Origin of the sequence: Halalkalicoccus paucihalophilus, assembly GCF_001593955.1 — an archaeon.
Classification (GTDB): Archaea; Halobacteriota; Halobacteria; order Halobacteriales; family Halalkalicoccaceae; genus Halalkalicoccus; species Halalkalicoccus paucihalophilus.
Genome location: NZ_LTAZ01000005.1, coordinates 263,195 through 284,822, shown reverse-complemented (window position 1 = coordinate 284,822; position 21,628 = coordinate 263,195). Strand labels below are relative to the sequence as shown.

The 21,628-nt window shown below is 66.1% G+C and carries 22 protein-coding genes; 10 read left to right on the top strand and 12 right to left on the bottom strand.

All coding sequences use genetic code 11. From position 1 onward, the window contains the following. The first annotated feature begins 18 nt into the window (after positions 1-18). Complete coding sequence (locus HAPAU_RS10925; RefSeq protein ID WP_066382532.1) at positions 19-711, top strand: CDGSH iron-sulfur domain-containing protein; 693 nt, start codon at positions 19-21, stop codon at positions 709-711. A gap of 52 nt (positions 712-763) precedes the next feature. Here HAPAU_RS10925 and HAPAU_RS10920 read toward each other — a convergent pair whose 3' ends face one another. Genes HAPAU_RS10920 through HAPAU_RS10910 form a run of 3 tightly spaced genes read right to left on the bottom strand, consistent with a single transcriptional unit; the run spans position 764 to position 3,708 of the window. Beyond that, entirely contained in the window at positions 764-1,627 is an 864-nt protein-coding gene (locus HAPAU_RS10920) for a polysaccharide deacetylase family protein (RefSeq protein ID WP_066382531.1), read from the bottom strand. Continuing rightward, positions 1,620-2,690, bottom strand: a complete 1,071-nt coding sequence (gene wecB / locus HAPAU_RS10915) for a non-hydrolyzing UDP-N-acetylglucosamine 2-epimerase (RefSeq protein ID WP_066382530.1) — start codon at positions 2,688-2,690, stop codon at positions 1,620-1,622. Before wecB ends, HAPAU_RS10920 begins: the two co-directional genes overlap by 8 nt. 13 nt (positions 2,691-2,703) lie before the next feature. Next, positions 2,704-3,708, bottom strand: coding sequence for a glycosyltransferase family 2 protein (locus HAPAU_RS10910; RefSeq protein WP_066382529.1), 1,005 nt, complete (start codon positions 3,706-3,708; stop codon positions 2,704-2,706). Positions 3,709-3,935: 227 nt separating this feature from the next. Between HAPAU_RS10910 and HAPAU_RS10905 the strand changes: the two genes are divergently transcribed. After that, the gene (locus HAPAU_RS10905) at positions 3,936-4,532 is read left to right on the top strand and encodes a DUF7344 domain-containing protein (protein WP_066382528.1); all 597 of its coding nucleotides are present in this window, start codon (positions 3,936-3,938) and stop codon (positions 4,530-4,532) included. Between the two features lie 7 nt (positions 4,533-4,539). Here the strand turns inward: HAPAU_RS10905 and HAPAU_RS10900 are convergent, their stop codons facing one another. After that, positions 4,540-5,649 (bottom strand): hypothetical protein, encoded by a 1,110-nt coding sequence (locus HAPAU_RS10900; protein ID WP_066382527.1) that lies wholly within the window; start codon positions 5,647-5,649, stop codon positions 4,540-4,542. Positions 5,650-5,769: 120 nt separating this feature from the next. Here HAPAU_RS10900 and HAPAU_RS10895 point away from each other — a divergent pair, with 120 nt between their 5' ends. From HAPAU_RS10895 to HAPAU_RS10880, 4 genes are all read left to right on the top strand, one after another. Further along, on the top strand, positions 5,770-6,990 hold the full coding sequence (locus HAPAU_RS10895; protein WP_066382525.1) for an antibiotic ABC transporter permease: 1,221 nt from the start codon (positions 5,770-5,772) through the stop codon (positions 6,988-6,990). Continuing rightward, positions 6,987-8,150, top strand: coding sequence for a glycosyl hydrolase (locus HAPAU_RS10890; RefSeq protein ID WP_066382523.1), 1,164 nt, complete (start codon positions 6,987-6,989; stop codon positions 8,148-8,150). The genes HAPAU_RS10895 and HAPAU_RS10890 overlap by 4 nt, the downstream gene beginning before the upstream one ends. Positions 8,151-8,246: 96 nt before the next feature. Beyond that, positions 8,247-9,338 carry a Gfo/Idh/MocA family protein gene (locus tag HAPAU_RS10885; RefSeq protein WP_066382521.1) on the top strand — a complete coding sequence of 364 codons (1,092 nt, stop codon included), beginning with the start codon at positions 8,247-8,249 and terminating at the stop codon, positions 9,336-9,338. A gap of 61 nt (positions 9,339-9,399) precedes the next feature. Further along, positions 9,400-10,866: a flippase gene (locus tag HAPAU_RS10880; RefSeq protein WP_066382519.1), complete on the top strand. Its 1,467-nt coding sequence runs from the start codon at positions 9,400-9,402 to the stop codon at positions 10,864-10,866. Here HAPAU_RS10880 and HAPAU_RS10875 read toward each other — a convergent pair. After that, complete coding sequence (locus HAPAU_RS10875) at positions 10,863-11,804, bottom strand: polysaccharide deacetylase family protein (RefSeq protein ID WP_066382517.1); 942 nt, start codon at positions 11,802-11,804, stop codon at positions 10,863-10,865. The genes HAPAU_RS10880 and HAPAU_RS10875 overlap by 4 nt on opposite strands. 166 nt (positions 11,805-11,970) lie before the next feature. On the opposite strand from HAPAU_RS10875, the gene HAPAU_RS10870 reads away from it, so the two are divergent. Next, complete coding sequence (locus HAPAU_RS10870; RefSeq protein ID WP_066382515.1) at positions 11,971-13,095, top strand: GNAT family N-acetyltransferase; 1,125 nt, start codon at positions 11,971-11,973, stop codon at positions 13,093-13,095. Here HAPAU_RS10870 and HAPAU_RS10865 read toward each other — a convergent pair. Beyond that, a complete protein-coding gene (locus HAPAU_RS10865) occupies positions 13,092-13,292 on the bottom strand; it encodes a hypothetical protein (protein WP_066382513.1) in 201 nt (66 codons plus the stop codon). The genes HAPAU_RS10870 and HAPAU_RS10865 overlap by 4 nt on opposite strands. A 46-nt stretch (positions 13,293-13,338) precedes the next feature. After that, positions 13,339-14,175: a BKACE family enzyme gene (locus HAPAU_RS10860; RefSeq protein WP_066382511.1), complete on the bottom strand. Its 837-nt coding sequence runs from the start codon at positions 14,173-14,175 to the stop codon at positions 13,339-13,341. Between the two features lie 194 nt (positions 14,176-14,369). Here HAPAU_RS10860 and HAPAU_RS10855 point away from each other — a divergent pair, with 194 nt between their 5' ends. From HAPAU_RS10855 to HAPAU_RS10845, 3 genes are all read left to right on the top strand, one after another. After that, on the top strand, positions 14,370-14,954 hold the full coding sequence (locus tag HAPAU_RS10855; protein ID WP_066382509.1) for an arsenate reductase/protein-tyrosine-phosphatase family protein: 585 nt from the start codon (positions 14,370-14,372) through the stop codon (positions 14,952-14,954). Next, positions 14,951-16,117 carry a carboxylate--amine ligase gene (locus HAPAU_RS10850; RefSeq protein ID WP_066382508.1) on the top strand — a complete coding sequence of 389 codons (1,167 nt, stop codon included), beginning with the start codon at positions 14,951-14,953 and terminating at the stop codon, positions 16,115-16,117. Before HAPAU_RS10855 ends, HAPAU_RS10850 begins: the two co-directional genes overlap by 4 nt. Before the next feature lie 94 nt (positions 16,118-16,211). Beyond that, on the top strand, positions 16,212-16,412 hold the full coding sequence (locus HAPAU_RS10845; protein WP_066382507.1) for a hypothetical protein: 201 nt from the start codon (positions 16,212-16,214) through the stop codon (positions 16,410-16,412). A gap of 69 nt (positions 16,413-16,481) precedes the next feature. On the opposite strand, the gene HAPAU_RS10840 is transcribed toward HAPAU_RS10845, so the two are convergent. The 5 genes from HAPAU_RS10840 to HAPAU_RS10825 form a co-directional block, all read right to left on the bottom strand. Next, the gene (locus HAPAU_RS10840; RefSeq protein WP_066382506.1) at positions 16,482-17,498 is read right to left on the bottom strand and encodes an FkbM family methyltransferase; all 1,017 of its coding nucleotides are present in this window, start codon (positions 17,496-17,498) and stop codon (positions 16,482-16,484) included. After that, positions 17,495-18,589 carry a DUF354 domain-containing protein gene (locus HAPAU_RS10835; RefSeq protein ID WP_169802644.1) on the bottom strand — a complete coding sequence of 365 codons (1,095 nt, stop codon included), beginning with the start codon at positions 18,587-18,589 and terminating at the stop codon, positions 17,495-17,497. The genes HAPAU_RS10840 and HAPAU_RS10835 overlap by 4 nt, the downstream gene beginning before the upstream one ends. A 41-nt stretch (positions 18,590-18,630) precedes the next feature. Beyond that, the gene (locus HAPAU_RS10830; protein WP_066382502.1) at positions 18,631-19,830 is read right to left on the bottom strand and encodes a hypothetical protein; all 1,200 of its coding nucleotides are present in this window, start codon (positions 19,828-19,830) and stop codon (positions 18,631-18,633) included. Beyond that, positions 19,827-19,952, bottom strand: a complete 126-nt coding sequence (locus HAPAU_RS22790; RefSeq protein ID WP_281177882.1) for a hypothetical protein — start codon at positions 19,950-19,952, stop codon at positions 19,827-19,829. Before HAPAU_RS22790 ends, HAPAU_RS10830 begins: the two co-directional genes overlap by 4 nt. 346 nt (positions 19,953-20,298) lie before the next feature. After that, positions 20,299-21,363: a glycosyltransferase family 4 protein gene (locus tag HAPAU_RS10825; protein ID WP_066382500.1), complete on the bottom strand. Its 1,065-nt coding sequence runs from the start codon at positions 21,361-21,363 to the stop codon at positions 20,299-20,301. Positions 21,364-21,628: the final 265 nt, after the last annotated feature.

Sequence of the window (21,628 nt, the reverse complement as noted above, 5' to 3'; positions counted from 1 at the left end):
CCGTGGAACCCGTACCCGATGGAGGAAGACATCCACCGGTACACCGGCGAGGAAGTCGACGTGACCTACGACGTGAACCGCTGTATCCACGTCAAGGCGTGTGTCGAGGGCCTGCCCGAGGTGTTCGACCCCGACGAGCGCCCGTGGATCCAGCCCGATAACGCCGATTCCGAGGCGGTGACGGACGTGATCATGGACTGTCCGACGGGTGCGTTACACTTCGAGTCGGCCGACGGTGATCTGGAGGAACCCGTTCCGGAGGAGAACCGCATCAGCGTTGTCCCCGACGGCCCGCTCTACCTCCACGGGGAGATCGAGATCGAAACGCCCGACGGCGAGTCCCTGCTTTCCGACACGCGGGTGGCACTGTGTCGCTGTGGGGCCTCCGGGAACAAGCCGCTCTGTGACAACAGCCACGCCGATATCGGCTTCGTGGACGACGCCACCGTCGACGACGGGGAGTCAGTGACCGACGACGAACCGCCGGACGACACCCTCCATCTGACGCCGATCCCCTCGGGGCCGTGTCTGGTCGGCGGGACCGTCGAGATCGAAGGAGCGGATGGAGCGGCTGTTTCCGGTACCGAAACCGCGCTCTGTCGGTGCGGGGCCTCGGACACCAAGCCGTTCTGTGACGGTACCCACAACGAGGTCGGCTTCTCGGGCGAAGACACAGGAGACGTGAACCGAACCGGCGAGGAGCGGCTGTAGCCGCATTGACGGGGCCCGGAACGTCGACCGGTCGTCGTGACAGTGCCGCTGGCTACGGCGTGATCGACTCGATACCCAGCCGATCGTAGCACTTGCCGGGCGGGCCGACCCACGCGCCCATCTCCACGGCGCGCTCGACGAGGCGCTCGTACAGTGTCCGGTAGCCGGGAAACTCCCGGTCGTCGAAGTATCGTGGATGCCACAGCACGGTCATCACGGCGTCGTTCGCGCGGGCTTCCTCGAGGAGCCGTTCGCACTCGCGCCACGCGCGCTCGGCGTCTGTTGGCAGGCCGACCTCCATGATCGTCAGCGGGAAGACCAGAAACTCGTCGTCGAACGGCCGGAGAGGGCGATACCCGTGAGAAAACCCACACTCGGTGCTCGACCCGAGGCTCGTATCGTACGACAGCCCCATCGCCGCATGTATTTTCCACGTCTCGGGCGGATCGAGCCGGAGGTGGTGCTGGCGAACCCCCCGGACCTCGTGACCGAGCACGCCCTCCAACGCGTTCTTCTCGTGGCGCAGACGTCCCTCGTCGCGCGCCGAGTCGTACGAGCCGTGGAGGCCGACCTCCCAGCCGCCGCGGTCGAGCCGCCGGATCACCTCCCGAATCTCCGGAGTCGTGACGTCGTAGCGCCCGAGGTGCTCGATCCACCGGGCCGGGTCGGCCCACTGCCGGATCGACTTTCCGAACAGCGAGGGCTCGTTCAGGAAGTAAAACGCCGAACGAACGCCCAACCGGTCCTCGATGGCCATCACCTCCTCGAAGCGCCAGTAGGGGTTCTCGCCCGACAGCGCCCGGTGTAGGTGGCGCGTGTCGCGTTCCGTGATCGCGTCGGAGAGCCACTGGTAGGTCTTGTACGGGCGATCCACGTCGTGGGTGAGACAGACCGCGAACTCCCCCGAATCAGTCATCGTCGAGGGCGGCGACGATGCGTTTTGCGGCCCGGCCGTCGCCGAAGGGATCGGGACGAGGTGGGCGCTCGTCGTTCTCCGAGAGGGCCTCGCGGATCAGGTGGGGGTCCGCACCGACGAGGCGGTTCCAGCCACACTCGACGGTCTCGTCCCACTCGGTCTCCTCGCGAAGTGTTACACACGGCGTCTCAAGCATGAACGCCTCCTTCTGGGCGCCCCCCGAGTCGGTCGCCACTCTCTGTGCGCCGTCGAGCAGGCGGACGAAATCGAGATAGCCAACGGGCTCGATGAGGTGGAAGTCCGCGCCCAACTCGGCGTCGAGTCCCAGCTCCGTGATCCGCTTTCTGACCCGCGGATGGGCCGGGAAGACGACCGGGAGCGGGTGCTCGTCGAGGACCGTGAGGATTCGACGGAGGCGCTCGCCGTCGTCGGTGTTGCGGGGCCGATGGACCGTCGCGAGGACGAACGCGCCGGGCTCGATCGGGAGATCGCCGAGAACGCCCGCGTCGTCGCTTTCGGCGACGTACTCGCGTGCCCACTGGATCGCGTCGTACATCACGTCGCCGGTCAGGACGACGCCGTCGGTGATCCCCTCGTTCGCGAGGTTCTCGACAGCTCGCTCGGTCGGAGCGTACAGCACGTCCGAGATGTGGTCGGTCATCACCCGATTGAGCTCCTCGGGCATCGACCGGTTGAAACTCCGGGTGCCCGACTCGACGTGCGTGAGTCGGGGCGGGAGCTTCGCGGTGGCGATCGCCGCCGCGAGCGTCGAGTTCGTATCGCCGTAGACGATCACGGCCTCAGGCGACTCGGCCTCGACGATGTCCTCGATCTCGGCGAGCATGCGCCCGGTCTGCTCGCCGTGAGAGCCCGAGCGAACGTCGAGGTCGTAGTCGACGCCCGGAATGTCGAGTTCCTCGAGGAACACCTGCGAGAGCGTCTCGTCGTAGTGCTGGCCGGTGTCGACGATGACGTTCTCGTAGCCGTTTCCGGCGAGTTCCCGACAGACGGGAAAGAGTTTGATGTACTGTGGCCGCGTGCCGATGACGTTGAGTACTTTCATTGGTATCTGATCGTTATTCGTGGATCTGTTCTTCGAGATGTTCGTTCTCGCTCATGTCGAAAACCATCGCGGCGACGAGCAACGCCGCGCCGGCGACGAACAACAGCAGCGACGCGAGCAGCCGGTCGAACGCCCCGTCGCGTCGGGCGGTTCGGGCCGACTGTGCGATCGCCGCGAGTCCGAGCGCGCTCGAAAGCGTCCCTAACCCGTACAGGAAGACGAACGGGTGGAAGTCGAAGACGAGGTACTTGACCCTGAGCCGCCAGAGGAACCGTCCGAGGAGGAGCTTCGAGAGCCGCGGGACGAACCGCGAGTAGACGATCGTGCTGCGTTCCTCGCCGTAGCGTGCCGGCATGGCGACGTCCGCGACGCGCATATCGTGGGCGTTGAGCGCGATCAACAGGTCGTTACAGAACCCGTAGTCCTCGTAAAGGCGCTCGTACTCGATGGCCTCGAGTGCCTCGGCGGAGATCGCCGTATAGCCGTTCTGAGGATCCATCGTCTTCCAGTAGCCGCTCGCGACCTTCGTCAGCAGGGTCAAAAGCGAGTTGCCGAAGAATCGCCACCGCGACATCCCCTCGCGGAACTCCCGGAAGAGCAGGCGATTGCCCTTCGAGAAGTCGGTGCGCCCCTCGACGACCGGGTCGACGATCCGATCGAGGATCGCCGGGTCCATCTGCCCGTCGCCGTTCATCACCGCGATCACGTCGATATCGTCCCGGAGCGCGCGGGAATAACCGTGTTTAATGCTCCCGCCGACGCCCCGGTTCTCCCCGTTTCGGAGCGCGACGACCGGCCGCTCGAAGACGGCCGTTCCGCCGCTGGTCATCGTTCGGATGGACGCGTCGTTCTCCCGGCTGGCCGCCTCGCGGATCTCCCGCCAGGTGCCGTCGGTCGAGCCGTCGTCGATTACGTACACGCGGTCGACGAACGACGGGACCGTCTCGATGACGCCGCCGACGAACCCCTCCTCCTCGTAGGCCGGGACGACCACCCCGATCTTCTTTCCTTTGTACATGGTTCATCCTCCACGCGAGCGGGTCACGCTCGGTCCGAGACCCGGTCGTCGAGTCCGCACTGCCGAGCGCCCCCATCGCATGAGTCCCCTTCCCGTCGACGGACCGTTGTTATCCACTGCTTGCGCGTGTGTCGGGACCGATCCCGGCTCCGGCGGGCAATAGCTCGTCGGTACTCCCGCGTATCCGTCCCATAACAAGGGGTCTCTCGGGTGTTGCGTACGTCGACATGGTTGGGAAAGCCACCTCCTCGGAGGGGGGACTCGACGAGCGGGGCGACGGATACCGTCGGATTCGGTCGGTGCTCGAACCACTGTACCGGTTCCTCTATCCGTCCAGCCGGCTGACGGAAGAGGAGGCCTTCGAGATCCTTTATAACCCGCGTCGGCGCGCCACGCTGCAGTTCCTCCACCGACGCGATCGACCCTGTTCGATGGAGCAGCTCGTCGAACACATCGCGGCGACGGAAAACGACGTCCCGATCGAGGGACTGACCAACCAACAGCGCCGTCGGGTGTACGTCTCGCTGTATCAGACCCACCTCCCGATGCTCGACGAGGCCGGCGCGATCGAGTACGACCAGAAGGCCCAGCGGATCGCACCCGGCCCCGCCACAACGGAGTTGCTGCCGTATCTCGATACGCCCCCCGAACGGGAGGTCCCGTGGCGGGCGTACTACCTGCGGCTCTTTCTCGCGTACGCCGCCGTCGGCGGGGCCGTCGCGGTGGGGCTGGTCCCCGTCCCGTCGGTGCTCGCGTTGACGCTTCTGGGGATCGTCCTGTTTCTCGCGGTCGCGTGCCTCCACGGGCTCGATCGAGCGGCGTGACCGGGGATCAGTCGTTCGTCGGCAGGTACCGGGTCCGTCCCGACGGCGTTCCCGTTTTCGAGACCGCCCCCACCCGCTCGACGTTCCCCTCGTTTTCTGCGACCTCGACGATCACGTCCGTGAGGTTGACCTTCGTTTCGAGGTACTCCCGGCGGCGTTTGGCCATCCGCTCGGGGACGGCCGGGTCGGCGAGCAGTTCCTCGGCTCGCTCTACGACCCCCTCGAACTCGGCGACGTTCTCGATCAGGCCGGCGCGTTCGAGTTCGATGAAGTTGCCCATGTCGTTCTCGCCGACGAAGGAGTTCGAGCGGATCGCGGGCGTGCCCAGCAGGCCGGCCTCGGTGACGATGGTCTGGGAGTCCGCGACGAGCAACCGCGCCTCCGCGAGCGCGTCGTGAAGCAGCGCCGGGTGGGCGTCGAAGGGCCTGCCCGCGGTTCGTTCCAAATCGAGCCGACCGCCCTCGTCGGAGACGAACACCGTCGTGTGCCTCGCGAGCCGATCGATGAGGCGGTATCGTTCCCGCGGGGTGAACCCGGAATGGTTCACGTCGTGGTGCGATCCGAAGGCGTTGAACCGCAGGATGGCGTAGGGTTCGTCCGGCCCGACGCCGAGGTCCTCCCTGATGGCGGGGTTCGGCCTGAACACGTCGGGGTGGAGGTACGCACACTCCTTGTAGCCCGCAAAGCGGTAGTGGTTCTTCCCCAGTTCCTTCCGAAACGCGTCCGGGGTGAGGATCGCGCGTGCGAACGGCCGGGAGATGAAGTGGTCGAGCGACGTGGGCTCCGAATCGAGCAGGAGGACCGTCGGCGTGCGCGAGAGTGCCCCGCTGTGGGCCGCATACGCCCCCATCCCGAAGATCAGGTCGGGGTCGAACCGCCGGACGAACGGGAGGATCCGCGCGTAGTGGCCCGGCAGGTTTCGGGCCAGCGAGTATTTCGTCGTCCCACAGGAGCCGTAGACTCGGTAGGGGAGGTCGTAGTACTCCAGCAGGTCGACGGTACAGCCGTAGTCCCGCGCCAGCACTCGGACCCGATGGCCCGCTCTGGCGAGGCGTTCGACGGCGTGTTTGTACAGGTGGACGTGTGCCGGCGTGTTGGTGAAGAAGACGTAGTTCATGCCGTTCGATCGTGCTGTGGCGTCGGACCACCGTAATTAGAGCCCCCTTTCACAGTGAAGGTGCGCCATACCGGCGGTAGGGACGGCATAACAAGCCCGTTCGTCCCCGATATCCCGGCCATGCTACAGGACGGAACGTTGGAGCGTTCGCGCGGTCGGTCCGACAGCCTCGGCACGGGGGTGCTCGAAGAGACGCTCCGGTACGCTCGGGTTCGGGACTATCGGGGCTGGGACTACTGTGACGGGATGAGCAGTCTGCTGCTTCGGGGACTGCCCGTCGAGAACAAATGGCTCAACCTCGTGGTCCAGGAGAGCGCGAAACGCGCCCCCGTGAATATTCGGCCATACCTGCTGATCGAACAGCGGCGCAACTACAAGGGGACGGCGCTGTTCGCGATGGCCAACCGCAACGCGGCACGCCTGTTCGACGAGGACCGCTACGAGGCCGAGGCGATCGATCTGCTGGACTGGCTGATCGAGAACCGGATCGAGGGCTACAGCGGCTTCTGTGGCGGGCATCGCCACTACATCCAGCATCTCGACCGGGTCGGTCGACCCGAGGACCCCGACGTCGTCTCGACGAGCTACGCGGTCCAGGCGCTGCTCTCGGCGGCGGATCTCGACGATCGGTACCCCGAGGCGGTGCGAACGACCCCCGAGTGGGCCCGCAACGAACTCGAATACACCCCCCGCGAGGACGGCACCGCACGCATGAAGTACGTCCCGACCCACGGCGACGACTACTACACGCTCAACGCGGTGGCGCTCGGCGCGCGGATGCTCACCGATCTGGGCGATCACTTCGGGGACGAGGAGCTCGTGGAGATGGCCCGACGGCTCTTCGATTACGTCGTGAGCTGTCAGGCCGAGATCGGCGGCTGGCTGTATCGCGACCCACCCGAGAGTTCGCACCTCTCGATGGACGGCCACCACAACGGGTTCATCGTCGAGTGTCTGCTCCGCTATGGGGCGGCAACCGGCTCCGATCGGTACGCCGATTCCCTCGACCGGGCGAGTGCGTTCTACCGCGAGGTCTTATTCAACGACGACGGCTCGCCCAACTGGGACGAAAAGCGGAGATACCCCAAAGACATCCACGCCGTCTCACAGGGGATCCTCGTGTTCACCGCGCTCGACGACCTCGAGTTCGCCGGGCGGATCGTCGACTGGGCGCTCGCGAACCTCTACGGAGGCGGCGGACGGTTCTACTTCCGGAAACAGCGCTTTTACACCCGACGGATCACCCTGATGCGGTGGTGTCAGGCGTGGATGGCGTATGCGATCTCGTCGTACCTCCTGAAACGCGAGGATCCCGCGAGTTCGCCCGTCTGCGGGCTATGACCCGCGTCAAACTCGAAGGGATCACTGCGGGTCGGATCGACGCCACCGCGAACCGGACGCTTCTCCGGGAGCATGGGGATGAGAGTGGAAAATTCGAGCGAGTCGGTCGACTCCCGAACCCGGCGGCCGGGGCGGAGCGCCGCAGACACGGGCTCGTAAGTAGTGAGCCGTGGAAGCCGCTCCTCGAACGAGCCGTTGGCGCGTTCTCTGCCGGTAACGTCTGGCGGCTCTCCGAACGAACGCTGATCGCGACGACCGGGCGGTGGCTGCTGGCCTCCCACGATGGGGGGGAGTCGTGGTCGGTCCGCCGGACGCTTCCCGATTCCTCGGGACCGAAGGGCGTCCTCCCGTCGGGGGTGTGTCGGCACGCGGGCGACGTCTACCTCGGGGAGTACCCGCTGGATCACGGGACGGTCCCGAAGCTCCTCCGCTCGCGGGACGACGGCTGGACGTGGGAGACAGTACGGGAGTTTCCCGGCGTGCGCCACCTCCATTCGGTTCAGTCCGACCCGTACACCGGCGACCTCTGGATCACGACCGGCGATCGCGACGAGGCCTGTCGGATCGGCCGCTTTCGCGAGGGGACCTTTGAGGTCGTTGGGGGCGGCAGCCAGTGCTGGCGGGCCGTCGAACTGACCTTCGCTCCCGGCTCGGTGCTCTGGGGGATGGACAGCGTCTATTCGCCCGAAAACCACGTCCTGAGACTCGATCGAGTCGAAATAGGGAAATCACATCCGGAGCCGGAAACGGTCCACACACTGGATGGATCGGTGTTCTACAGCGTGGCCCTCGACGTCGACGGCGAGCGCTGGATCGTCCTCTCGACGAGCGTCGAACCGGGGAGCGATTCGACGGCCCCGCCGGGGAGCCCGGAAAACGACGCCTCGGGGCGTGCGCGGGTCGTCGCCGCCTCCTCGGCGTCGGATTTCACGGAGTGGCACAAACTCGCCGCCTACCGCCGTCGCCGGAATTTTGGAGACTACTGGAATCCTCGTGGTGTTCTCCCCCGCTCGAGCGCATACGTCCACCTCGCGGCCGACCCCGAGCGCGGCGTGGTGTTGAACCCGTACAACACGGCGAGCGCCGACGGGTCGCTGGTCGTGATCCCGCCCTCCCGATTCACCTCCCTCCGCTCGACGTCCGAACTCGCTCCGCGATGAGGAAGCCCGCCGTCGAACCGAAACCGGAGATACGACGCCCGGTGCGGGGTAAGTCGCCCATAACAATGCGCGAAACGTTCGATGGTCCGAGCGACTATGGCCGTCGACACAGCGGTGATCGGTGCGGGCGAAGTCTCGGACAGCCACCTCTCGGCGCTCGCAGGCAACCCACGGACGAACCTCGTCGGGGTCTGTGACATCGATAAGGAACGGGCGAGGACCGCCGCGGAGAAGTACGGGACCGACTCGTATTTCGACATGGACGACCTCCTTGACTCGGCGGATCTCGACTGGATCCACATCTGTACCTCGGTCCAGACCCACCTCCCACTCGCGGAGAAGGCGATCCGTGCCGGCGTACCGGTGTTAGTCGAGAAACCGACGACTGAGACGGTCGCCGAACTCGACGAACTCGCGGCGCTTTCGAGGGAGTACGGCGTCCCTGTCTCCCCGGTCCACCAACACCTTTTCGACCCCGCGATGCGCGAGGCGCGCCGCCGGATTCGGGCGGGCGAGATCGGCGCGATCCGCGGCATCGACCTCGTCTACACCGGTCACACTCGTCCGGACGAGGCAAACCGGGGAACCTGGGTGTTCGACCTCCCCGGAGGGGAGTTCGAGGAGGGGCTTCCCCACCCGCTGTATCTCACGCTCGGAGCCGGGGGTTACCCCCGCAGCGAGGACGACATCAGCGCGCAGACGAGCTGCTACGGCGACTACGGGGGGCGGTTCGACTACGACTCGGCGCAGGTCCAGTACGCCACCGCGGAGGGCGCACTCTGCAGCGCGACGATGCTCGCCGGGGGCGCACAGAACCGGACGATACAGGTCCACGGCGAGGACGCTTCTCTCATCATCGACATGATCCTGCAGGTCGTCCACCGGGTCGAGGGCGACTACAAGAACTCGTCGATCGGCAAGGTCAAACAGAACCTGAAGTACGCCGGAGGCCAACTGGCGGGGCTCGCGAAGAACGCCAAACTCGTCGCTCACGCCAGCTACAGCGACGAGTGGGAGCCGAAAACGAAAATCGACCCCCACAAGTACCAGATCGACCGCACCGCATATGCCCTCCAGCACGACCTCGACATGCCGGTCCCCCTCTCGGAGGCCCGGTGGACCATCCGGCTGATGGAGGAACTGCGCGAGGCCGCAGACCAGCCCGCCGAGATCGCGATGACCGACTGAAACCGCCCCACCCGACCGCCCGATCGCCCGGCCGAACGGTCCTCGCACCCCTCCCACAACCATGTCAGTCTCAAAGAAGATACTCGGCGGATTGAAAGCCCAGTTGGTCTCCGAGGGCGTCCGCGTGGTCGCGAACGGGCTGGTGATCGTCCTGCTGGCCCGGGAGTTCCTTGACCCCGACGAGTACGGCCTGCTCTTTCTCGCCGTCTCGGTGTTCGGCGTGGCCCTGTTGTTCAGCCAGTTCGGGATCGCGAAATCGACCGCCCGCTACGTCGCCGAGTACCGCGAGAAAGACCCGGGGCAGGTACCCCACATCGTCCGCACCTCGCTTCTGTACCTCGGCGTCTCGATCCTGCTCGTCGGCGGGACGATCACGCTGTTCAACGAGGAGATCGCCGGCCTTGTCGGCGAACCGGCGCTCGCGTCCCTGCTGGTGTTCGGACTGGGCTACGTCGCCTTCGAGACGCTTCGGTCCTACCTCTCGCACGTCCTGCAGGGTTTCAACCGGATCGAGCTGAGCGCGGCCGTCGGGATCGTCGGCAACGTGAGTCTCATCACCTTCATCCTGCTGTTTCTGGCACTGGGCGGCGGGGTCGTCGGCGCGCTGTTGGGCTACATCGTCGGGTACGGACTCGCGTGTGTGGCGGGGTTCGTGGTCGTCTTCCGGCTCGTGGGCGGCTACGAGCGTGCAAGCGAGGTCGGCCACGACCTCCCGCGGCGCATCCTCGAGTACAGCGTTCCCCTGACGGCCACCGGCGGGGCGAACGTGCTCTATAAGCAGGCGGATACGATCCTGATCGGCGTCTTCCTCACCCCGGTCGCCGTGGGCTACTACACGCTCGCGAAACAGATCGCCGATTTCGTCATCGCGCCGGCGAGTTCGCTCGGCTTCACCGTCGCGCCGACCTACGGCGAGCACAAGGCGAGCGGCGATTCCGCGTCGGCCGCGCGCATCTACGAGACCACCTTCGAGTACGTCGTCCTCCTGTACATTCCCGCGGCCGCGGGCCTCGTCATCGTCGCTGAACCGACGATCCGCTTCGTCTTCGGGGCGGAGTATCTGGGCGCGGTTCCGGTCATGCAGGTGTTGAGCGGCTTCGTCGTCCTGCAGGCGATCGACAAGATCACCAACGACGGGCTGGACTACCTCGGCAGAGCGCGGGCGCGCGCGATCTCGAAGGGCTCGACGGCCGTCCTCAACTTCCTGCTCAACCTGCTGTTGATCCCGTGGATCGGCGTGGTCGGGGCGGCGATCTCGACCGTCTTCGGCTTCACGATCATGGTCCTGTTCAACGTCTACATCATCCACCGCGAACTCGGCCTGTCGATCCATCGGTTGGCGAGAAGCGTCGGCCTCGTCTGTCTCGTCACCGCCGGAATGTGTGGGGTCGTCCTGTTTTTCACCCCGTATATCACGAACGTCTTCTGGCTGTTCGCCATCGTCGGACTCGGCGGTCTCGTCTGGCTGTCCCTGTCCTCGCTCTGTGGCCTGCTCGACGTTCGTGAGACAGTCTCGGCGCTGCGCTAGCCCGTCGTCGGGCACGTTCCCACGGAATCGACACGCTCGCTCACCGTTCGCATCGTCTCGACCGTGAGCGTCGTCGATTCGCGTCGTGCCGCGAGGTACGACAGGACCCGTCGCAGGCGCTCGACGTCGCGCTCGGTCAGGAGGTTGTTTGGGTGGAGCCAGCAGTGAAAGACGCCATCGTCCTCGACCGCACGGTCGATCCCCGCCTTCGCCTGTCGGACGACCGGATCCCCGATGGTCGACGTGAGGACCCTCCGTGCGAGCCCCTCGAACCCGAACAGGTCGAGCGAGGCGGGGAGGTTCACGAGACCGTACTCGTCGACGGTCGGTGTGACGAGCGGGGGCGGGCTGCGCACGAGCGCCGCATCGAGGAACTTGCCCGTACGACGCGCGCGGGACGTATCGAACCACTGTCGGGGACGGACGCCGCGATAGCTCCGGATGCCGTAGGCGGCAAGCACGTCGCGGTGGCCGACCTTGTTCCGGGGAAAGACGAACGAGTGAAGCTCGATACCAGTCCCGTCGGCCGCCTCGATGCTCGCTTCGACTTCCGCGGCCGCGAGTTCCCGTGTCGTCTCGGGATCCCCGAACTGGACGTGCGAAAAGCTGTGGCAGGCGATCTCGTGGCCAACGGGCGAGTCTCGCACCGCCCGGACGAGGTCGGGCCCGAACCAGTCGTCGTGTTCGCTCGCGGTCCCGCCGGGGTCGCGGACGAACCACTCCGGCGAGCCGGGATGCCCGGTATGCAGGCCGTCACACTCCTCGAGAAACAGGTGGCCGACAATCGCCCACGTCGCCGGAACCGAGAACTCCTCGAGGATCGAGAGCAGGCGCGACCACGCCGGTCTTGCGGCCGCGATCCGTTCGCGCGGCGGGTCGGAGAGGTCGTGAAACCCCCAGGCTAGCTCGGCGTCGATCGAGAGGACGACCGTTCCCATTATACGACTTACATCGAACGAGGGTGACTTTGTAACCCCGTTCCTACCGGCAGGACGGACCCGAAACTCAAGCGCAGAGACGTCGATTTACCTCGCGAGGGGCTGCAAGGACCGAATACCTAACTAGGGGACGGATAACAATCTGCCGACGGGGTGTGGCGGTGGTATGGCCCAATCAGTCGAGACGGGGGGGCAGGCTGATCGCTACGCGTTCCGACTCTTCGAACCGCTCGACGAGGCGGCGTTCATTTCGCTTTACGACGAGACGTTCGGCGACGGCAGCGAGGAGTGGTTCGAGTGGAAGTACACGGAGAACCCGGCGGCGGGATACGTCCCGATCGTCGTCGCCACCCACGACGGCGAACTGGTCGGAGCGCGTCCGTGTGTACCGTTTCGAATGCGTGTCGGCGACCGGACCGTCGAGGCGATCCGCTTCGGGGACACGATGGTCCATCCGGACCACCGCCGCCGGGGGCTGTTCACCCGGATGACCCAGCGGACGGTCGAGTACTACGCCGCGCTCGATACGGCCTTCGGGTTCAACCACCCCAACGAGAACTCCCTGCCCGGCTACCGGACACTGGGCGGGCGCGTAATCGGGCGGTTTCCGGTCGCCTATCGGGTCCAGAACCCCGCCGCCCTCGCCGACGGGCGAGTCGACGGCCCCGCCGCGGTTGGCGTCTCGGCGACGACGCCGCTGGCGCGGGCGTACCTCGACGGTCGCGCTCGCCTCTCGCTGTCGTCCGACTCGGGGATCTCCGTCACGCGCCACGCCACGACACCCGCCGAAACGCTCGCCGCGCTGTACGAGGCCGGGCCACCGGCGGGGATCCACGCCGAGCGAACGCCGGAGTTCTACGCGTGGCGGTTCCGAAACCCCCAGTGGGAGTATCGGACCTACGTCGCCCACGCCGAGGGGCCGGTCGCCGGGATCGTCACCGGCACCCGACGGATCGACGGCGCGACCGTCACGACGCTCGCGGAGGCCGTCCCAATGGCCGGAACCGACGACCGGCGGGACGCGTTCGCGGCGCTCGTAGGGCGGATCGTCGAGGATGCGGACGATGCCGACCTGCTCGCCTACAGCGGCCGGGCGATCCCCGAGGGCATCCTCGCGGCCGCCGGCTTCCGTCGCGACGACCGGCCGCCGCTGTCGTGGCTGGCACGTCCGAACCTGCTGGTCGCACACGAGCTCGGCGACGAGGCCTTCTCCGAGTGGAAAGTCAACGGAGTGAGCCTGCTGGAACCCGAAAACTGGTCGCTGTCGTTCTGCGAGCAGGACGCCCGTTAGTCGTCCCCGCTTTCGATCTCGGCGACGAGTCGCCGATAGACGCTACAGTAGCTGGCGTGATCGAAGCGATCGCGGTCGTTACAGACGTCGGCTTGCATCGGCGAGACGAACGCCTCCGAGGCCCCGCAGTACGCCCGCGGGTGGTCGAACTCGTGGGACTCGTCGTGGGTTCGGTATTCGAGGTACGGACAGACCATGGGCGCGCTACCGGGCCGAGCACGTTTGTTATGTGGGGGATACGTCTCAGTCCATCCCGAGGATCGAACGGGCCTCCTCGGGTGTGGCGATCTCGCGGCCGAGGCGCTCAATGACTTCGACCGAGCGCTCGACGAGCTGGGCGTTGTTCTCTGCGGGCCGGCCCCGCTCGAAGTAGAGGTTGTCCTCCATGCCGACCCGGACGTGACCACCGAGGAGGACGGCCATCGTCGTCAGCGGGAGCTGGTGGCGTCCGGTCGCGAGCACGTTGAACTCCGCGTTCTCGGGGAGGTTGTCCACGAGGTTCAGCAGGTTTCGCGGGCTGGGCATCGAGAACGTACCGCCCCCGAAGATCAGGTTGACGTAGTAGGGCTCCTCGAGCAACCCGAGATCGATCAGCCGGTGGGTCTCGTTCAGATGGCCGTTGTTGAACGCCTCGAGTTCGGGCTTGATCCCCCGCTCGCGCATCTCGCGCGCAAGCGACTCGATGTTGTGGCGGGTGTGTTCGGTGATGATGTGCTGCCCGCGGTTGAACGGCCCCATGTCGAGGCTCGCCATCTCCGGGGGCGGATCGGTCCTGATCCCCCGAACGCGCGACTCGTAGGCGCTCTGGCCTCCGGTCGTGTTCTGGATGATGACGTCCTCGCAGTGGTCGCGGATGGCGTCGTTTACCGCTTGGAGGTGCGCCGCGGAGTTCTCGCCGTACTCGTCGCGCCCGTGGACGTGTGCGATCGACGCCCCGAGGCGCTCGCACTCGCGGACGTCGCGGGCGATCTCCGCGGGCTGTTCGGGGAGGTTCAGGTTGGCGTCCTTGCCGTGGACGCCGCCGGTCGTTGCCACCGTCAGGATGACTTTCTTACCGGCGAGATAGTCGTCGTAGGTCATGGGTCGTGCCGTCGTCCGCTGGAGAGCGCCGCGTCAGCGGGCACTCATGCCTCTCTCGGCGACAGGTATCGTTATCGCGGGCTTACGGCGTGATCGCGGGCCATATCGGGTATTCAGAACGCCAGATGGTGCGGTCGACCGGAGCGCAACGAGGGGATAACTATGGATCGCAGGCACCGTATCGGACTCATCGTATGCTCAGTTCGTACCTCCGGGACGGCCGAACTCGGCTGGGGATCGAACGCCATCGGCTGGCGGTCCGGTCCGGTCGCGAGACCCGCCCGATCGACCCCGCGCGGATCCGGCGGGCGATCGGCCCGAACAGCCGCGTGCTGTTCGTCTGCACCGGCAACGTCTGTCGGAGCCCGCTCGCGGAACGCGCCCTCGGCGCACGGATCGACGGCACCGGGGTTCGAGCCGAGTCGGCGGGGTTGCTCGATAGGACGGGGCGTGAAAGTCCCGCTCTCTCCGTCGAGACCGCAGCGGAGTACGGGATCGACCTCTCGACGCACCGTTCGACGCCCGTGGGACGCGAGCAGGTCGATCGAAACGACCTCGTCTTCGTCATGGACGCCCGGAACTACCACGCGTTCGCCTCGCGTTTTGGCGACTCGCTCGGGAAAGTCTACTACCTCAAACCCCTCCTCGAACGCGCCGACGGCGAGCCGAACGCCTACGAGATCGAGGACCCCCATCGGAAGGACGCCGAGACGTTTCGGCGGGTGTTCGACGAGGTCACCGACGCGGTCGAGAAGCTAGCCCGGGTGATCGACTCGTGAGCGTGATCGTCCCGGGGATCGACACGCCGAGCAGCACCGCCGCGGTTCGGTCGCTCGGCCGACACGGCATCGGAACGATCGTCGCCGACCACGGCTGGAGTCCCGCGGGTGCGTCGAAATACTGTGACCAGCGGGTGGGCGTCCCCGCGCCCGCGGTGGATCTCGCGGGCTACGGCGATGCCTTGCTATCACTTTCGAGACGTCCGGACGTCTTGACGATTGTTCCGCTGACGGAGGCGGACGTCTACGTCCTCGCGACGCGCCGGGAGGAGTTCTCCCCGCACATCGCCACCCTGTGGCCCGATTCCGAGACGGTCGAAACGGCACAGGACCGCCTCCGGCTGTTCGAGGTCGCTCGGGCCGCCGGCCTCACCGTCCCTCGGACGACGACCCTTGCGGAGTACGACAGATGGGACGGCCCGACGGTGGTCAAGCCCCGCTACACCGTCCTCGAGGTGGACGGACGGGCCGACAGTCCCGAGGTCCGACTCCTCCCCGGCGGGACAGAACCGGACCGCGACGCGTTCCGCGAGGGGATGCACCACACCCCGCTCGTCCAGGAGTACGTCCCCGGAACGGAGGAGGTCGGCTTTTTCGCCCTGTTCGATCGTGGAACCCCGCTCGCAACGTTCCAACACCGGCGGGTCCGAAGCTACCACTACACCGGCGGCGCGAGCGTCTACCGGGTCGCCGTCGACGATCCCGAGAGCCGGTCTGCGGGGCTGGCGGTGCTCGAGGCGCTCGAGTGGCACGGCCCGGCGATGGTCGAGTTCAAGCGCGATCCCCGTACCGGAGCGCTCACGCTCATGGAGGTAAACCCCCGATTTTGGGGCTCGCTCGCGCTCGCGATCCACGCCGGCGTCGACTTCCCGTACCACTACTACCGACTCGCGGCGGGCGATCCCGTCGAGCGCCCACCGACCTACGAGGTCGGCGTTTCGAGCCACGTCCTCCGCGGCGAGTTGGTCTACCTCCTGAGCCTCCTTCGGGACGACGGTTCGCCCGGCGAACGGCCGGCGCTCGGCTCGGAACTCGCGGCCGTGGTGCGATCGGTCCTCACACATCCCGAGTTCGATTACTGCTCGCTCGACGACCCGCGACCGTTCCTCGCAGATCTGTGGAACACGACTCGGGAGGCGATTAGACAGGCGGAGCGCCCGTAACCTCCGGTTACGGTGCCGACCGTTCGTGGTATGCAGTGACGAACAAGGTACGACGCCAATAACAACCTCCTCAACGCACCTCCCAACAGGTACCGTGGGACGGATCGGACCCACGGTTGACGGTCACGAGTCGGTACCCGAATCGCTCCTCGCGCCGCCCGATGCCCGCGTGCGCGAGGACGTCTGTCCGACATCGAAATCGAATCGCTCTCGAACCCACATGGCTCACCGAACGACTCCCGCGGATCGCCGGTTCAGTCGGGCGACACACGACGGCGACCGTCGTCCGATGTGACGGTCCTCGGGCTCGACCGCTTTTTATCAGTTCGAACGGACCGCCGATCACGACACGACCGAGCGGTCGTTACGCCGATCGCTTGGCGACGAGCTTGTACCCGCTCTGTTTCACGTCGCGGAGGTCGAGCAACCGCTCGACATCGAGGCTGCCGTCGAACGGTCGGGCGGTGATCCGCTCGGAGATTACGTCGACCACCTCGAAGCCGGCGGCGTCGAGGGTCGCGACGAACCGGTGGTACTCCGCGTCGCTCAGGAGGTGGGGGTGGATCTCGACGAACAGGACGAGCGGCCCGCTGGCGGCCAGGACCGACTCCATCCCCCGAACGATCTCGGTCTCGTAGCCCTCAACGTCCATCCGGACGACGTTGACCGACTCGGAGGGGATCCCGTTGTCCGCGAGGTAGTCGTCGACCGACCAGACGTCGACGGGTCGCGTCTCGCCGGTCAGCGAGAGCGCCTCGGCGTAGGCCACGCCGCCGTCGGAGGCCAGCCGGTTGCGGTTCGAGTGCGAGGAGCGCTGGAGGAGCGCGCGCCCGCTCACCGGACCGATCGCGGCCGGATTGACGTGAATCCGCTCCGCGTAGCCGTTTCGCGCGATGTTCTCGCAGAGCAACGGCAGGTTCCGCGCGTCGGGCTCGAAGGCGTGGATCTCCGCGCGATCCCCGAGCGCGCGGGCCTCGATCAGCGCGAAGTAGCCGATGTTGGCCCCGATCTCGAGGACGTGGATCGGCCCCTCGACCTCCGCCCGGAGCGCCCGGAGTTCGCGCTGGAAACACTCGACGGTGGTCTGCTCGCGGGTGCGATAGAGGAACAACTCGCGTGAGATCCCGTCGTCGGTCAGATCGAGCGACATCTCGAGGCCCTCAATGGAGCACACCGGCTGTCCCTCGGTTGTGCGCACCAGATGGCGCAGGTAGTAGTCGTACGGACGCCGGCCGGTCACCCCAGCGACGGCATAGCTCGCGAGCGCGCCCACGCGTCCTTGGCGTGCGAGTAGTGTCATCTCACTGATTTTCCATTTCACGAACGCCGACACCAACGACGGGTCGTTGATCGCCCGTCGGATCCGGTCAAGCAGGATCATAGGTCGTTGATCAGCTCCGCGGTGAGGGCCGCGATCTCGGCCCGCACCGCCCTCGAACGGTCCCGATCCGGTCTCGTGTCGCGACCGTCGAGCGAGTCGATATACCCGAGGATCTCCCGTGGGTCACGCGAGTGGACGAGGCGCCCCTCCTCGCGGAGTCGGCGGTCGACCGAGAGCAGCGGCCCCGGGAAGAAGGAGACAGCGGGTTTGTCCATACATGCCGCCTCCCGTGCCATCGTGCCCGATCCGGTCAGCACACACCGGGCGTGCCACGCCAGATCGCGCCCGTCAACCGTCCCGTCGGGGACGAACACCCGGTCGTCGGGATAGCCCCGAGCGAGGCGCGCGTCACCCCGGTCCCGGGGGAGGTAGACGACGTCGTAGCCCCGCGCGAGCGCCCCGTCAAGCAGGTCCAACACGAGCGTCCCCTCGCTCTCGTCGACGTAGGCCGCGCTCAGTGCCTCGGGTCTGACGACAAGGTAGTCCTCAATGGGCAGGCGCTCGGGGAACGCCGGATCGGGCTCGAAGCAGGCGACCGAGACGTCCTCTTTGTAGCCGTCGTAGGTGTGGACCCGATCGGGATCGATCCCCCACCGGATCAGTTCCTCGGTCCGGAACGCCTCGGGCACGACGCTGTGGGTCGCGCTCGCCTCGATCCGATTGTAGAGGCGTTCGGCGACCAGCCCGTCGGCGTAGGCCGTGATGTCGTTGTCCGTGAAGTGGATCGAGGGCACCCCCCGGCAGTGGGAGGCCAGGACGCACATCGCGTTGCGGGCCGACAGCGAGACATCACACGGGGGCATCCGGAGCGCGAGTTCCGCCGTACGGATCCCGATCCCGGCCTTCCGTAGCGTTGGCGTCCCGAAATCCCGGCCGATCACCCGGCCGTCGAACCCCGCCGCCCGGCCCAGCGCGACGGTTTCGGTCTTCTTTCGGACCGTCGGCTCGACCGAGAGCCCCGAGAGCCCCGAGAGCAGCCCTTCGAAGAAGAAGGGATGCGAGGGGCTGACGAGGTCGACCCACGCGACCCGTCTCCCGCCTGCGGTGGCGGGTGCCGATTCCCCCGTTGTCTTAGTAGACGATATATTCACGGTCGCTACAATCGCCGGAATCGCGCATTGTTATCCGCGCCCTACCGCTGCTCGGCGGTCGACTGCCACGGTTTCGTCGTCAGACGGCGGTACGACGCCAGCGCGAAACACATCCAGCCCTGACTCCAGCGGATGTAGGGCGTCCGGTCGGTCACCAGCCGACCGCGGTGTCGATAGAAGTACCCCTGCGAGTCATAGAGGTTCGAGAGCGTCCACTCGAGGACGCGCGCTGCGAGGTCGTGACTCTCGGCGCGCGGGCGGGCGAACGTGACGATCGCCTGGGCGGCGGCGTGGACGTCGCGCGGGTAGGGCGTATCGTGTTCGTACCGGGGTGCGCCGTCCGACTCGAAGAGGGCGTCGCGATAGAACTCCAGTCCACGGGTATAGGCCCGTTCGACATCCTCGGTCGGCGAGCGGGCCGCCATGTACCGGTCGAGCGATTCGATCACGAAGCCGGTGTGAAAGTTGTCGTGGGAGATGTGCGATCGCTCCGGGGGACTCGAGTAGTACCACGCTCCGCTCTCGATCTGCTGGGCGCAGACGAACTCCATGAGTTCGTCCGCCCGGCGGCCGAGTCCGTCGTCGTCGGTGTGGGCCGCCACCTCCGCGAAGAAACTCGCCGCGAGCGCGTTGACGTTCACCACCACGAACGAGTCGTAGGGCGTGTAGGCGTACACCCGATGGCCGTCGGCCCGTTCCTGACCGATCTCACACCGAACGAACCGGGTGACGTCGTCGGCGATCTCGAGCGCCCGTTCGTTGCCGGTGACCTCGTAGTACCTGAGGAAGGCCCGCCCGCAGAAGACGCTCACGACGACCGAGGGGTGATACGCCGGCAAGAAGAACTCCCGGCCGTTCTGCCAGTCAAAGTTGTAGCCCCAACTCGGCTGGGCGTAGTCGGGGAAGGTGTTGTGGAGTAACCAGTCGAGGAGCCGTGTCGCCTCCGAGAGGTGACTCTCGTCGCCGGTCACCTCGTAGAGGTCGAGAAACGAGAGCACGAACAGGGCGATCCCCTTCGGGTTTCGTTCCTTCGGAATCCCGACCAGCGGCCGGAGGTTGAGCGGTGCGATTCTGACGGCGTGCAGGCTACAGAGCCGGAACAGCCAGTTGCTGTCGGGCAGGATCGGCGAGCTGAGGCCGTCGTAGGGGTCCCACCCCGCATACTCGTTCTCCCGCGCCCACGCGAGTGCGGTCTCACACCGGTCGGTGACGGTCCGGGGATCGACCCGCTGCTGGCTCATTCGTCTGCCCCCTCGGGCCCGCTGGGATCGCGATCGGAACGGGACGGTTCGGCGTGGATGGGGAGGGCGACCACGGCGGCGGATCGACGGGCGGGAACGGTCGTGAGGCGAACATCGGACATAGTGTAGGGGACGTCGCCGAGGCCTGAGACCCCGTGACGATACGGTTTCGGTCGGCGTCCTCGTGCCTTGTTATCCTATCCCTACGGACGGGAACCGAGAGACGCACCCCACATCCGGCGTCAGACATTATTTTTGAACGGAATGATAATGTATCCATATCGGTTAATGTTCTCTAGTAGACAGTATTTTTTACAGACATACTACTGTTCTCAGTTTGGAGACGGTATCCTGTCGAGAACCGGCCGTAACGTCCGTTTCCGCGTTTAGAACGCTAGTTTAATAAAAATATAGTGCTAGTTTATCGACATCACATATGACTAGAACTGACGATTAACAGTTGGTTATTCAACACCTTTCGACGAGTACGTCGAGAATACGCCGCCAGTCCTCGCGGGCGTTGGCGTAGGAGAACTCCGAGCGGACCGCCGTTGCCCGTTTTCCGAGCCGGTCGGTTCGGTTCGGATTCGCCCGGAGTTCTCGCAGCGTCGCGGCGATCGTCTCGGGATCGCGCTCGGCAAGCAGTACCGCGTTGTGACCGTCCTCGACGACGTCGGGAATCGACCCGACCGGCGGGGCGATGCAGGCCAGCCCCGAGGACATCGCCTCGATCAGGGTCAGTGGGAGCGCGTCCCGCCGCGAGGTCGAGACGAACACCCGCGAGCGGTGGTAGTACTCGATCGGCGACTCGACCCAGCCGGGTAGATCGATCGCCTCGGCGAGGCCATCCGCCTCGATGCGCTCGCGGAGTTCGCCTTCGAGGCGGCCCGAACCGAGCATCGCCGCGCGGAACTCCTCGCCGTCCCGTGCCAGCACCGCGAGTGCCCGCACGAACAGCAAGGGATCTTTCTCGGGGCTGAAACGCCCGACCCAAACGTAGTCGTAGGTCGGTTCGCCGTCGGCCGGTGCGTACGTTTCGATATCGACGGCGTTCGTCAGTATGCAGACGCGGTTTCGCGTGTGCCCGAGTTCAAGGAGCTTCTCGACGTGGGTCGGACCCGGTACGGAAAGCGTATCGAAGCGGTGAAGGAGCCGACGCGGGAACGCCCCGTACCACGCCTCGGCGTGGTGATCGAGGTCGATACCGATGATCCCGAGGTGGGCGGGATAGCCATACAGCGCCTTCAGCGCCAGCGCGAGACAGCCGTAGGGAAACAGCGAAACGGAGACGACGGCGTCGTACTCGCCGCGATGGCCCTCGTACAGCGCCCGGATCGAGAGCGCGAGAAGGCCGAGAACGTGATGGCCGAACGTCGGGACGACGACCGTCTCGGCGTTCTCGACGTTCGCCCCGTCGTTCAGACAGAGCAGTTTCGTCTCGCCCGTTACATCGGCTAACGGCCCGTAGTGGCGCTCGAACCGACCCGCATCCGAGTGGTTCGCGAGGACGAGCACCGAGAGATCATCGGTCATGGTATTCGATCGGCGTGTCGGACGACACGACCGACCATGACGGACGGTGTGGCTAGGTGATGCTTGTTATGCCCGCGTTAGCGGTAGTAGGTGTATGTTACCGGAAGCCACGTCTGTCGATCCCATAGCGGGATCAGCGACCGGTCAACGATCAAGCGGGTACGGCTGTCGGTATGGGGGGTGTTATTGGCGGGTTCCGGGATCGGCTCAGGAACGGCCGGTCGGTTCGGCAGGATCGGAACTCCACTCTAACGCGGGTATTCGG